Source organism: Lishizhenia sp., from assembly GCF_033720595.1.
Taxonomy (GTDB): Bacteria; Bacteroidota; Bacteroidia; order Flavobacteriales_D; family Crocinitomicaceae; genus Lishizhenia.
Genome location: NZ_JAWWCF010000071.1, coordinates 1 through 13,182, shown reverse-complemented (window position 1 = coordinate 13,182; position 13,182 = coordinate 1). Strand labels below are relative to the sequence as shown.

The window sequence follows — 13,182 nt, the reverse complement described above, 5'->3', positions numbered from 1 at the left end:
CCCAAAATTGTTGGGGTGAACTTGGAAGCTAGAGCAGAAGACGCTCAACCTATTGTTTTTATTGAGGAGTGTCCGGAATGTGGAACAGAACTCAAAAGAACAGAGGGAGAAGCACAGCATTATTGTCCAAACGATTTAGGGTGTAGACCTCAAATCATAGGAAAGATAGATCACTTTATATCGCGCAAGGCGTTGAACATAGACGGACTCGGAACTGAAACCGTGAGTTTAATGGTGAATAAAGGTTTGATTTCAAATTATGCAGATCTTTATACTTTAACTTTCGACGACATAATAGCCTTGGATAGAATGGCAGATAAATCGGCCAATAATATGTTACAAGGTATAGAAGCAAGTAAGCAAGTTCCTTTTGAGAAGGTATTGTTTGGTTTAGGTATTCGTTTCGTAGGAGAAACTGTAGCGAAGAAAATAGCTCAATCATTATTGACCATTGATAAAATTCTAACGGCGACTTACGATGAGTTAATAGCCATAGATGAAATTGGAGATAAGATAGCGTTGAGCATTATAGCTTTTGCCCAAAACGAAGAAAACTTAGCCATTGTAGAGCGCTTAAAAACGGCAGGTTTGCAATTGGAAACAGAAGCCGAGGTAAAAGCTTCGAATAAGTTAGAAGGATTGAAGATTGTTATTTCTGGGGTTTTTGAAAAATTCTCTAGAAATGAATTGAAAGCCATGATAGAAGACAATGGTGGAAAGAATGTAGGTTCTATTTCTGCCAAAACTTCTTACTTGGTTGCAGGTGATAATATGGGGCCTGCCAAATTAGAAAAAGCCAACAAGTTGGGCGTAGAGATTATTAGTGAGTTGGACCTTGAAAAAATGATAACGGGTGAGTAAGCGCGAGATAGTTTTTTTAACGGAGTTTGAAAGTAAAGACATGACCAATCTCTTAAAAAGAGATATAGAAAAGTCTTTTTCGAATGAGCAATACAAGGTTCACGTTTTGGTGTGGTATAAAGGAAAGAAATTGCCGGAAGATTTAAGCAATACCTTAGATACACAATTCATTACAGCGGCATCTTTTTCCATGTTTGGAAAGTTAGATGAGAAAGCTTTGCCGGGAGAATGGGGGAGACGCCCTTTTGCTTTAGTGAGTTGTCAAACCAAAGCAAACAAGAAACTAGAAAAGATAATAGCTGCTTATCAAAGTGAATACAAATTGGTGCGTTCTGGAGTAAATTCTCAAGCATCCAATGTGGTAATAACAGATGAGGAGCAAGACATCAGTAAATATTTAGAAAAAAGTAATAAGTACATAAATAAGTTCAAATGAATAACATGTTCAAAGGAGCAGGTGTAGCGTTAATTACACCGTTCAATGCTGATCTTACGATAGATGAGCAAGGATTAAGAAAGTTAGTTCGTCTTCAAATTGAAGGAGGAACAGACTTTTTAGTGGTACAAGGTACTACAGGAGAAAACCCTGTATTATCACCAGAGGAGAAGGCACATGTTTTAGACATCGTTGCAGATGAAAACAATGGGGAGTTACCTATCGTATTTGGGGTAGGAGGAAACAATACCATGGCTATCGTAAACCAGTTGAAGAACATGAATCACGATGCTATTGACGGTGTTTTAAGTGTTTCTCCTTACTACAATAAACCAACACAAGAGGGAATTTACCAGCACTTCAAAGCGATTGCTGAAGCTACTGAATTACCGATTATCTTGTACAATGTACCGGGAAGAACTTCTTCTAACATGGCTGTAGATACAACTTTGCGTTTAGCACGTGAGTTTGATAACATCGTAGCAATTAAAGAAGCATGTGGAGATTTAGATCAAATCATGCAATTGATTCAAGGAGCGCCAGAAGGATTTGATGTAATCTCAGGAGATGACAATTTAACTTTTCCTATGCTTGTTTCAGGAGCACAAGGTGTAATTTCTGTATCTTGTAACGCTTTCCCAGAGGTGTTCTCTACAATGGTTAAAGCAGCCATGACAGATGACAACGAAACAGCTAGAGAAAACCACTACAAGTTGTTCAACATTACCAACATGATGTTTGCAGAAGGTAATCCAGCTGGAGTAAAAGTTTGTTTAGAGGAAAGAGGAGTTTGTGCTACGCACTTACGTCTTCCTTTGGTGAATGTATCTGCAGGTTTAGCAGCAGAATTAGTGAAAGAAACACAAGCAATTTTAAAGTCGTAACAGACATATGGTATTTACAGAAGATAAAATCAACCAACTCAACGAATTATTAAAGGAAGCCAAGCAGGTAGTAATTACGGCTCATAAATCACCCGATGGTGATTCTATTGGGAGTTCACTTGCTTTGTATCACTACTTAAAAGAAGTGTATAAAGGTGAATTACACATCTGTCACCCCGATGCTGCTCCTAAGTTTTTGCATTGGATGAATGGGACGGATGAAATTTTGTCTTTCGAAAATAACATTGATGAGGTGAAAGCACATTTGAGTGCTGCAGATTTAATTTTCTGTTTAGACTTTAATTCATTCGGAAGGGTGGGCAATGAAATGCAGCCCTTCCTTCTTTCTGCTCCGGGTAAAAAAGTGATGATAGATCACCACCTTAACCCCGAGGAGGAAGGATTCGAAATTGTATTTTCAGATACCTCTTCTTGTTCTACAGCTCAGTTGATATATGAATTAATTGAAGCCAATGCAGATCAGGATAAAATTACCAAAGCATGTGGTGAGGCCATTTATACGGGTATCATGACAGATACGGGTAGTTTTAGGTTCTCGAGTACAACTTCTAAAACACACCGCATTGTAGCAGATTTGTTAGAGCTTGGTATCGAGAACAACAAGATCCACGAAAACACTTTCGATAACAACTCGGTGAACCGTTTGCAATTGCACGGTTATGCCATCAGCAATAACTTGGAGATTTTGCCCGAATACAAAACGGCAATTATCTACTTAACCAAAGAAGATTTAGAGCGTTTCCATTATGAAAAAGGAGATACAGAAGGATTAGTAAATACTGTATTGTCTATTGAAGGAATTCGCAAATCTATCTTCTTGAAAGAATCGGATGGAATAATTAAGATTTCTTTCCGTTCTATAGGAGAAGATAATCCTGTAAACACTTTGGCCTCTACTTATTTCCATGGTGGCGGACACAAAAACGCAGCCGGTGGTAGGTATACCAAAGATTTAAAGGGAGCTATTGAAAAATTAAAAACCGTATTACCAGAATTTTGCTAAAATCATTCCGCATACTTCCGTTTTTAGCTGTATTTACAGCTTGTACTTCAACGCCAGAAGTTGAAGATACTCAACCTACGAGTTGGTCTACGGATCAATCCGTAGAGATGAACCAGCGTTTTGCCTTTGAACAAGAGGTGGAGATAAAGGTCTATTTGAAACGTCATCCAGAACTGGAGATGAAAAAAACGGAAACGGGACTGCAGTATGATATCTACAAAGATAGTGCTGGACCAACAATACAAGAAGATGAAGTAGCTCACGTTAAGTTCCTAATTCAGTTGTTGGATGAAGATACGGTCTATCAAAGTGAAGGAAATACAACGAGTAGCTTCAAAGTGGATAAAAGTGATGTAGAATTAGGTTTGCATCAAGGAATAAAAATGATGTCTGTAGGTGATAGAGCTAAATTTATTATGCCCAGTCATTTAGCGCACGGACTACTTGGAGATATGCAAGAAATTCCACCTTTGGAAGTGATTGTAGCAGATATAGAATTAACAGCGATTACATCTAAATAAAGATACCCAAAATGAAATTGAACAACACCTTCGTACCTTTCTTGGTATTCCCTATTGTTTTTGCTTGTACTATAGATGGAGTAAAAGAAGTTGAAAGTAATACGCCTTTTGAAACTTCAGACAGTACAAATGTTGAAGTAATAGATACGACAGAAGCAGAAAGTAATGCTAACGTCGATACATTGGCGATTGAGCTAAAAGATACTGTTAGTGAGTTGGTTTTGGACAATGGAATTAAAATCACTTGGTATAAAAAGGGTGAGGGTCCAAAGGTAGAGATGTATGATGTATTGCGCATAGATTACAAAAATGCCTTGGAAGATGGTAAAGTTTACGATGGTAATCATTTGATTCAAAAGACGAGTATAGCTTATCCTTATGGATGGAATATTCAAACTGAAGGATGGAAATTGGCCATGCAGTATTTGCATGTTGGTGATGAGGTAGATATCTTTTTACCTGCAAAATTAGCTAGAGGAGAGAAGGGGATTCCTGGATTAGTTCCGCCTAATGCAGATAATTACTTGCACTTAAATATCTTGGATAAAATCGCTCCTACAGCTAATGTGGACGGTATTAAGGTCTACACCATAGAAGAAAGTAAAGAAGCCAACGAAGCTGTTGTAAAGTCAAACAGTAAAATCAAAGTACATTACTTTGCTCATTCAGCATCGCAGCCGCGTTATGCAAATACTTATGCAGATGTGAAGCCTATCAATATAGATATGGCAAATACAACTGAGTTACCAGCTTTGGTTAAAGCCTTAGAAGGAAGAAAGAACCATGATAAGGTATATGTTCATATTCCTGCTGAAAAAGCTTATGGAGCTAAAGGATTAGAAGGAAAAGTAAAGCCGAACGAGGATATTATGTACGACCTAATAATATTAGACGTTAAGAATTAGGTTCAACCTTTTCAAAAGCAGATTCATATTCATTGAAACGAACAAAGATTTCTCGTACGTAGTTGTAGGTTTCTGAACCTCTTAAATAACCACTTCTTACTAATTCGTCTTTGTAATACTTCGGGTTATTCAGATTCAAGGCAATGATCTCTACATTGTCGTCCCACACATTAGGGTTTTTACCATACTTGGTTGCTAAACGCTGAGCATCTTGTATGTGTGCTAAACCTGCGTTATAAGTGGCAAGGGTGAATTTGATGCGTTGAATAGAATCTGTAATCATGTGCCAATCACCGTAGTTTTTGTAGAGCTTTTTCATACCACCTCTAATTTGCGTTTCTGGTGGTGAAGTGGGGTATACACCATAAGACGGACCAACACCTGGCATGAATTGCATGAGTCCGTAAGCACCTGCCCAAGATTTTTGTCCTGTTTTAAATTTAGACTCTTGGTAAACTAAAGCGGCCAATAAACGCCAGTCCCATTTGTAATCTGAAGCGATTTCCTTGAAAAGCTTATCGTATTTGGAAATTTTCCCTCCTCCTAGAGAAGAGAATTCATGCTGTGCTTTCGATGAGAATTGCGAAATATCTAAGTATTTATGTTTGATGTAAGCAAAGGTGCTTGTTTTCATAAAGTCTTTTAACCAGCGGTTAAATTCATGCAACAACACTTTACTCGATTTACGCATACCAAAGGCGATTTGTTGCTTAACACTAATGTTTAAGTCTATATCAATGTTAGGGTAGAAGCGACTATTAATCAGTGCTACATTTTGATCTGTTACGGTATAATCAATTAAACCATCAGCAACTTGTTCTATGAGTTGTTCTGGTAAAACATCTCCTTCAACCGCTTCGATGTAGATGGTATCTCCTAATTCATCTTGTAGATTTACGAGTCTATCATAGTAAGAAGAATTTTGCCAAACATGTATTTTTTTTCCAATCAATCCAAGAGGATCGGTTACAACATCTTCTTTCCAGGCTTTTTTACGGTTGCGTTCTCTCCAATCTTTGGGTTTGCGTTGCACAACAACTTGTGAAGAACGCATGTAAGCATCTGTAAAGTTGATGGATCTAGCTCTGTCTTTTGTTACGGTGTAATTACAGGCTATCATGTCACCTTCACCATTATTCAATAAATCAATGATGTTGTCGAGGTTGTGTACCATTTTGATTTCGAGTTGTACGCCCAAATGTTCGGCAAACTCTTTCAAAATCTCATACTCCAACCCCATCTTTTTACCTCTGTATATGAAGTAAGAAGCAGTAGAATTTTCGGCTAATACCACTAATTTATCTTGTTCCTTTATTTCTTTTAAGTCAACTTTTATGGTGTTGGCCATGTTTTTAGACACGGGTTTCACCTTCATTTTATTGGTGTTGACCTCACATGCTGTGAAGAATAAGGTGCTGATACTTAGTAGTACAGCTATGTATGTAGAGAAATTTCTGATAGTAGTAAACTTTCTATTTCAAATTGAAATTACGTAATTTTTGTGAACCCGGACAATAAAAATTATCCACAGCCTCTTGCATATAACTATTGAAGTGTGTTGTAATTAGGGTCTCATTCTCTATAAAAACCTCTTTCGCCTTGAACAAATCGTTCGGAAATGATATTCTTCTCGATAGCCCACGCGCTGCGCTATCAAGCCCTTCAATATTTTTATAATTGTACAACCAATCTCCTTTTTTCATGTAATCAAGCATGATTAAAAAAGAAGGGGAATATTCATAAACTAAATGATTCGTTTGCTGGTAAAAGGCATTTACAAAATCTTTAAAATCTTGAGGGTGGTACTTCTTCCAGTTTTTTGCCAGTAGATGATCAAAATATAAATCAACAGCGATACCGGCAATTTTCGGTAGAAGGGGGTAGAGATGATGGAAAAGTTCTTTTACTCCTGGATTGGTATCTATGAAATTGTCTATGGACCTGTGTAAGCGAACGCCTTCTTGTATTTTAGGTGGAAGTAGATGAAGTTTATTTCCTTTCACATAATCACCGTAAAGATTGGCTACCATCAGTTCTGTATCATTACCAGAAAAATAGAGATGTCCTAAAAAGTTCATCTCTTAAAGATAAACTAATTTGTGAATGATAAACATAAAAAAAGGGAGACCTCAGCCTCCCTTTTTTCTCCAAGAATGTTGGATTATTTAATGATATTCATTTCCTCGATCAAGTTTGTAGCCTCACCATATTTTTCAATTACGAATAATACGTAACGGATGTCACAAACAATAGTTCTTTGGATTTCTGGCTCGAAGTAGATGTCACCTGACATTGCTTCCCAGTTTCCGTCGAATGCAGTACCGATTAACTCACCGTCAGCGTTGATTACTGGAGAACCTGAGTTACCACCTGTAATATCGTTGTTCGTTAAGAAGTTTACCGTTAATGTACCGTCTTCGTTTCCATATTGACCAAAGTCTTTGTTTTCCCAAAGCGTTTTCAATTTCGCTGGAACTACAAATTCTGGGTTGTTTGGATCTTCTTTTTGCATTACTCCACCCAAAGTTGTTGTGTAGTGGTAAGTAACAGCATCTGCTGGAGAGTAAGGAAGAACGTTACCGTAAGTCAATCTCAACGTAGAGTTTGCATTCGGGTAGAATTTCTTCTCTGGCATCATTTCGCGAATACCTTTCACAAACAATCTGTTGGCTCTTTCTAATTTCTCCTCTGCCGTTTGGATGGCTTCAGTTCCTGTAGCTTCAGCGTAAGCAGCATTGATAGATTCAATCAATACGTATAATGGATCTTTCATTAATTTCTTCATAGAGAATTTATTCATGAAAGCATCGAAGTTTTCTTGGCTAGCAAATACTGACTTCTTCTTGATTTTAGCAACGTACTTAGAAATTGCATTCTTATCTCCTAACTTTTGAACCAATGCTGGTTGTTGTGCTGTAGGAACATCTTGGTTGTACATTTTCAATACTTCTTCCAAGATTTCGAATTCGATTTCCATGTTTGCATTGGTGTAGAATTCGTTCATCAACTGCGCTAAACGAGCTTTGTAAGACTCAACTGTTTCTGTTTGTCCAGCTTCGTGAGCTTTCTTCAAGAAAGTGTAACGGAATACGTTAAGGTTTAAGTCTACAGAGTAGATAAATTCTGATTGGTATACTTTGATGTTAACGATATCATTTGTTGTAGCGTAAGCATTTTTGATATCGCTCATAACACCTTTGTACAAGTCCTTGCTAGAAGTAAACGCATTGAATTGGTTTTCAATTGCTCTTTTCTTGTCGGCAACTTTATTGTTTTTCAACTGTTCAGTTTGACCGATAAAGTATTTCCAGTAGTTCGCAACTTGTGCATACTTAGAAGAGTATTTCAAACGAACTTCAGTGTCTTGGTCCATGTATTTTTTCATGATCTCCAACTTCTTCGCTCTCACATCAACTCTTTTTGGTTGCTCTAAGTTAACCGCTTGCTCAATTCCGTAAGAAGAAAGGTAACGATCTGTAGAACCAGGGAAACCTAAAATCATTGCGTAATCTCCTTCTTGAACTCCTTTAATAGAAACAGGAAGCGAGTGACGTGGAGTGAAAGCGATGTTTCCTTCATCGTATTTTGCGGGAGCGTTGTCTTTTCCTGCGTAAATACGGAACATAGAGAAATCACCTGTGTGACGTGGCCATACCCAGTTATCCGTATCGTAACCGAATTTACCAATCGCTTGTGGAGGTGTACCTACCAAACGAACGTCGTTGTATTTTTCTGTAACGAATAAGTAAAACTCATTTCCTTCGAAGAAATCTCTTACAAAAGCTTCGTAGTGTGTTCCTTCTGTAGCTTCTTTAACCAAGATATCAGTAACCTCTTTGATTTTAGCTTGTCTATCAGCCAAAGTCATAGATTCACTCAAGTTCTTATTTACTTCTTCAGAAACATCAGCAATACGAATAACGAAATTAGCGAATAAACCAGGTACTGGAATTTCTTGACTTTTCTCTTTTGCCCAGAATCCATCATCTAAATAGTTGTGTTCTGGTGTAGAAGCTCCAGCAATTGCGTCATAACCACAGTGGTGGTTTGTTAGCAATAAACCTTGGTCAGAAATAACCTCTGCTGTACAGAATCCACCAAAACTAACAATGGCATCTTTGATTGATGAATTGTTAATGCTGTAAATTTCTTCTTGCGTAAGGTTAAGTCCATGCTTTTTCATGTCCTCATAGTTTCTACCCAATAAAAATGGAAGCCACATACCTTCGTCGGCTTTGGCAACATTTAAACAGAATAAAAATGAAGCTAATGCAAATAGTTTTAATTTCATTATTGTTTTTTTTGATTTTCCACAAAAATAACAGGTTCTCGCAAATATGCGTTGTGTATTGTGATGAATAGTAGATGGATGGGTTTATTGGTTGAATGGGGAGGGAGTGTTCGCTATCGGGCAAAAAAAAAGCCCCGAATAACGGGGCTCTTCAACTTCTTATTTCTAATTAAGCTTCTTCAACTTCTGCTGTTTTACTTAATTTTTTCAATTGCATTAATGTAGAGAAAGTACTGTCGATATCATTTGAATTTACAACGATGGTAAACTCATTGGTTGTAGATACGATTTCAACAATGTTTATTCCTTCCCATGCTAAGTGTTTTAAGATGTAGTAGTAAATACCACTAATCTCTGTATTCACGGTAGGAAGTTTAACCGTTACACTGGCCAAATCTGGTGAGTGTGAAATTTCTTTCTCTGTACTAAATACCTTGCGAATATCCTGCGCCAAAGAAGAAGAGGTAATGATGGTAGTTTCACTAACCCCTCTACACACGGCGTAAAACGTATCGCGTTTATCGGCTAATATTTGCATTAATTCCATCTGACGCATCGTAAGCGTATCAGAGTTTTCAAAAGTGAAGTCCTCCAAATCACTTCGTACCAAGAAATCTCCTAAACTTCCCATAAAATTTCTAATCTTCAAGTCAATCTTGTGATAGAAACCTGGCGTCATACGTTTAATGGCCATAATTATGGCGCCTTCCTTAATTTCTTTCTTAAGGTTTTCTTCTATTTCAGGCTTTATTTTTCTTGCTAAAGCTGAAACGTTTATTAAATCTTCTGTCAATGCCTCTCTTAAAAATGGAGACCTATTGATTATTGTTTCTGTTATTTTTCCAATTGTCAGCATGCGGTTGTAAATAAATTCTAAAAACGTGAGCGAAATTAACATTTATTTCAAAAATAAACTCACATTTCGATTTCGTGTTAAATATACATATAATATTTTAACACAAACAAGTACTTTTTATTAAAATTTAGTACTCCATTAATTCATTTATAGCAGTCAATGCCCTTTCTTTGGGTAAGAAATTGATTTCCAAACCTGCATCAAACGGCACTGGAGTGTCCAAAGAAGCTACACGTCTAACGGGTGCGTCTAAGAACTTAAAACAGTTTTCAGTAATCAATGCACTAATTTCAGCACCAATTCCTCCAGTCATACAATCTTCGTGTAAGACCAAACATTTTCCTGTTTTCTTCACAGAAGCGTAAATAGCGTCTGTATCTAAAGGTGCTAGAGTTCTTAAATCAATAATCTCGGCATCAATTCCAGATTCAGCCACAATTTCTTTGGCCCAGTGCACACCTAAACCGTAAGTAATAATACTAAGGTCTTTACCTTCTTTAACGGTATTGGCTTTACCAATTTCTAGGGTGTAGTAATCGTCATGCACTTCTTCTTTAATACTTCTGTATAAGAATTTGTGCTCAAAGAACATTACAGGGTTTGGATCTTCTATCGCGGCAGCCAAGAGTCCTTTAGCCTCTGCGGGTGAAGATGGGTATAGTATTTTTAATCCTGGTGTGTGGAAGAACCATGCTTCATTACTTTGTGAATGGAAAGGTCCGGCAGCAACACCAGCTCCCGTAGGCATGCGTACAACTACATCCGCATTTTGTCCCCAACGCCAGTGAATTTTAGCCAAGTTGTTAACGATTTGGTTAAATCCACAGGTTACGAAATCAGCAAATTGCATTTCTACTACAGCCTTCATTCCTTGCATACTCAATCCTAGACCTGTTCCCACAATGGCAGATTCACAAAGAGGAGTATTTCTTACTCTTTCTTTTCCGAAAAGATCTACGAATCCTTCAGTGATTTTAAATACACCTCCGTATTCGGCAACATCTTGTCCCATGATAATTGTTTCTGGGAAACGCTGCATGGATTGTTTTAATCCATCAGAAATAGCATCAATCAAACGTTTTTCCGAAGTGCTTTCAGAAACCGGTGCAATAACTTGTTGCTTGTATGGAGCGAACAAATCTTCTATTTCCTTTTCAGTATTGGGAACAACTTTCTCCTCTGCTGAGGCGATGTCTAGTCCGTTTTGTATTTCTTTCTTGATGCTCTTTGTCAAATCCTTCACAAAAGCATCGTCTATAATTCCTTCTTCTTTTAAGTACAATTCAAAGTTGGCAACAGGATCTTTTATTTGCCATTCTTCTTGAATTCCTTCTGGATAGTATTTTGTTCCTGAAGCTTCTTCATGACCACGCATTCTGAAGGTCATACATTCCAGAAGAACAGGAGCAGGATTTTCTCTCATTTCTTTGGCTAATTCTCTAATTGTAGAGATTACTTCCAAAATGTTATTACCATCTATCTGTACGGCTTTCATTCCGTATCCAATTCCTTTATCTATAAACTGTTTACAGGCAAATTGTTCTGAACTAGGTGTTGATAATCCCCAGCAGTTGTTCTCAACTGTAAAGATTACCGGTAGCTTCCAAACGGCAGCTACGTTTAACGATTCGTGGAAATCACCCTCAGATGCTCCTCCGTCTCCAGTAAATACGATCGTTGCTTTTTTGTTTTCCTTCACTTTATTGGCTAAGGCTATACCATCGGCAATACCTAATTGCGGACCTAAGTGAGAAATCATTCCGGCAATTTTATAGTCTTTGGCTCCAAAGTGGAAAGATCTATCTCTTCCTTTAGTGAAGCCCGACATTTTTCCTTGAAATTGAGCAAAAAGTCTGTTCAAAGGAATTCCACGTGTTGTGAATATCCCTAAATTTCTGTGCATAGGTAAGATGAATTCATCTTCATCCATTGCTAAAGCCGCTCCTACTGAAATAGCTTCTTGTCCCCATCCAGAGAACCATTTAGAAATTTTACCCTGACGAAGTAAGATGAGCATCTTTTCTTCAATCAAACGCGGTTTTAAAATCGCTGTATATATGTCCTTTAATTCCTGATCAGAAAACGCAGTTCTATCGTAGGTTATAGATCTTTTTTCAAGGATATCCATGTTAAATATTTTACTTTTAAGACAAAAATAGATTTATTATTCACAATGTTCTCAAGCTGAAGCCAGCTTTTACAAACTATTTTTTAGCCACCTCATTATCAATGTCTTTTCCTAAGAAGTGAACCACTAAATAGAGGATGACAATACCCAATGGCATAGTGATGAAAGAGGAGATGCCCAAGGCTCCAGGTATAATACCGAAGAATAAAGCAACTCCACCTACAGTTAATGCATACGGCATTTGACTTTTGACGTGATTAATATGATTACAAGAACTTGCCAAACTACTCAGTATAGTAGTATCGGAAATGGGAGAACAGTGATCTCCTAAAACAGAACCAGCCAAAACACTTGCAATGGTGTTGTACATAATAAGGGTTGCGTCGTAATCTAAAACATCACTGGCAACAGTAAATGATAATGGAATTACAAGTGGATACATTAAGGCCATAGTACTCCAAGAAGAACCTGTTGAAAAGGCAATGATGGCCGACAATACAAAGGTTAAACTTGGGATGATCCAAACATGTTTAAATTCTCCAGCAAAGAAACTTTTCAGGTAATCGGCGGTGTGTAATTCTTCTGTAACGTTGGCTAAAGACCAAGCAAGAACCAAAATAACAATGGCAGGCAACATCGTTTTAATTCCAGTCATAACAGATTCCATGGTGTCTTTCAAATCCATTATTCCTTGACTTACCGTTAAGAGAATAGCCAAGGTTAATCCACTTAAACTCGACCAAAGTAGAGCAGCATAAGAGTCTGCGTTTCCAATGACTAATCCTAGTTTTCTGAAAAAACCATCTGCACTAACGTCTAATAAGTTTAAGTTCGCCCAAACGCTTCCATTGATACTTGCACCAGTATCTAAAATTTGTTGTTCGCAACTTGTAAGTCCCGTATATACAAGGCCAATTATTGTACCGAACACTACGGTTAGTATAGGAAGTAGAGCGTTGAACGCTTTTGGTTTCACGCCTTGTTTGGTTTCAAATTCTTTTAAATCTAGGGTTGATTCGTCGTTATCAGCTCCGTAGTCTACACCTTCCTTCAAAGCTTTGCGTTCAAAACGAAGCATAGGCCCGAAGTCCTTTTGTTTGTACAACATAAAGAACATAAAGAAAAGCGTGAAAATAGGGTAGAAGGAGTAGGCGAGAGAATTGATGAAAATTCCGTAAGCACCTTCTGTAATTTCTCCACCTGCAGCTGTAATTTTATTTACTCCATCTGAAATATATGTCAGCTCGGCACCTATCCATGTTGTGATGAAAGCAAT

12 protein-coding genes are annotated in these 13,182 nt (G+C 37.5%); 6 read left to right on the top strand and 6 right to left on the bottom strand.

Features of this window, described 5'->3' with window-relative positions:
• From R3333_RS06855 to R3333_RS06830, 6 genes are all read left to right on the top strand, one after another.
• Positions 1 to 861 (top strand): helix-hairpin-helix domain-containing protein (locus R3333_RS06855; protein ID WP_318958047.1); only part of this gene is annotated, 861 nt, incomplete at its 5' end.
• On the top strand, positions 854 to 1,297 hold the full coding sequence (locus R3333_RS06850; RefSeq protein WP_413468677.1) for a DUF6913 domain-containing protein: 444 nt from the start codon (positions 854 to 856) through the stop codon (positions 1,295 to 1,297). The genes R3333_RS06855 and R3333_RS06850, both read left to right, overlap by 8 nt.
• Positions 1,294 to 2,181 (top strand): 4-hydroxy-tetrahydrodipicolinate synthase, encoded by an 888-nt coding sequence (dapA, locus tag R3333_RS06845; protein ID WP_318958045.1) that lies wholly within the window; start codon positions 1,294 to 1,296, stop codon positions 2,179 to 2,181. Before R3333_RS06850 ends, dapA begins: the two co-directional genes overlap by 4 nt.
• A gap of 7 nt (positions 2,182 to 2,188) precedes the next feature.
• Complete coding sequence (locus tag R3333_RS06840; RefSeq protein ID WP_318958044.1) at positions 2,189 to 3,205, top strand: bifunctional oligoribonuclease/PAP phosphatase NrnA; 1,017 nt, start codon at positions 2,189 to 2,191, stop codon at positions 3,203 to 3,205.
• Positions 3,199 to 3,726: an FKBP-type peptidyl-prolyl cis-trans isomerase gene (locus R3333_RS06835; protein ID WP_318958043.1), complete on the top strand. Its 528-nt coding sequence runs from the start codon at positions 3,199 to 3,201 to the stop codon at positions 3,724 to 3,726. The genes R3333_RS06840 and R3333_RS06835 overlap by 7 nt, the downstream gene beginning before the upstream one ends.
• Positions 3,727 to 3,737: 11 nt before the next feature.
• Entirely contained in the window at positions 3,738 to 4,631 is an 894-nt protein-coding gene (locus R3333_RS06830; RefSeq protein ID WP_318958042.1) for an FKBP-type peptidyl-prolyl cis-trans isomerase, read from the top strand.
• Here the strand turns inward: R3333_RS06830 and R3333_RS06825 are convergent.
• From R3333_RS06825 to R3333_RS06800, 6 genes are all read right to left on the bottom strand, one after another.
• Entirely contained in the window at positions 4,621 to 6,006 is a 1,386-nt protein-coding gene (locus tag R3333_RS06825; RefSeq protein WP_318958041.1) for a transporter substrate-binding domain-containing protein, read from the bottom strand. The two genes, R3333_RS06830 and R3333_RS06825, sit on opposite strands and share 11 nt — an antisense overlap.
• Positions 6,007 to 6,103: 97 nt before the next feature.
• Entirely contained in the window at positions 6,104 to 6,709 is a 606-nt protein-coding gene (locus tag R3333_RS06820) for an ACP phosphodiesterase (RefSeq protein WP_318958040.1), read from the bottom strand.
• A gap of 83 nt (positions 6,710 to 6,792) precedes the next feature.
• The gene (locus R3333_RS06815; RefSeq protein ID WP_318958039.1) at positions 6,793 to 8,922 is read right to left on the bottom strand and encodes a S46 family peptidase; all 2,130 of its coding nucleotides are present in this window, start codon (positions 8,920 to 8,922) and stop codon (positions 6,793 to 6,795) included.
• A 169-nt stretch (positions 8,923 to 9,091) separates the two neighbouring features.
• Positions 9,092 to 9,778 (bottom strand): aspartate kinase, encoded by a 687-nt coding sequence (locus tag R3333_RS06810; RefSeq protein ID WP_318958038.1) that lies wholly within the window; start codon positions 9,776 to 9,778, stop codon positions 9,092 to 9,094.
• Between the two features lie 127 nt (positions 9,779 to 9,905).
• A complete protein-coding gene (locus tag R3333_RS06805) occupies positions 9,906 to 11,906 on the bottom strand; it encodes a dehydrogenase E1 component subunit alpha/beta (RefSeq protein ID WP_318958037.1) in 2,001 nt (666 codons plus the stop codon).
• 76 nt (positions 11,907 to 11,982) lie between these two features.
• On the bottom strand, positions 11,983 to 13,182 hold a 1,200-nt coding region (locus R3333_RS06800), incomplete at its 5' end, for a Na+/H+ antiporter NhaC family protein (RefSeq protein WP_318958036.1).

What these genes read in the sequence shown, in the direction of transcription:
- dapA (WP_318958045.1), top strand. Translation starts at nt 1,294, where the DNA reads ATGAATAACATGTTCAAAGGAGCAGGTGTAGCGTTAATTACACCGTTC.
- R3333_RS06840 (WP_318958044.1), top strand. Translation starts at nt 2,189, where the DNA reads ATGGTATTTACAGAAGATAAAATCAACCAACTCAACGAATTATTAAAG.
- R3333_RS06830 (WP_318958042.1), top strand. Translation starts at nt 3,738, where the DNA reads ATGAAATTGAACAACACCTTCGTACCTTTCTTGGTATTCCCTATTGTT.
- R3333_RS06825 (WP_318958041.1), bottom strand. Translation starts at nt 6,006, where the DNA reads ATGAAGGTGAAACCCGTGTCTAAAAACATGGCCAACACCATAAAAGTT.
- R3333_RS06820 (WP_318958040.1), bottom strand. Translation starts at nt 6,709, where the DNA reads ATGAACTTTTTAGGACATCTCTATTTTTCTGGTAATGATACAGAACTG.
- R3333_RS06815 (WP_318958039.1), bottom strand. Translation starts at nt 8,922, where the DNA reads ATGAAATTAAAACTATTTGCATTAGCTTCATTTTTATTCTGTTTAAAT.
- R3333_RS06810 (WP_318958038.1), bottom strand. Translation starts at nt 9,778, where the DNA reads ATGCTGACAATTGGAAAAATAACAGAAACAATAATCAATAGGTCTCCA.
- R3333_RS06805 (WP_318958037.1), bottom strand. Translation starts at nt 11,906, where the DNA reads ATGGATATCCTTGAAAAAAGATCTATAACCTACGATAGAACTGCGTTT.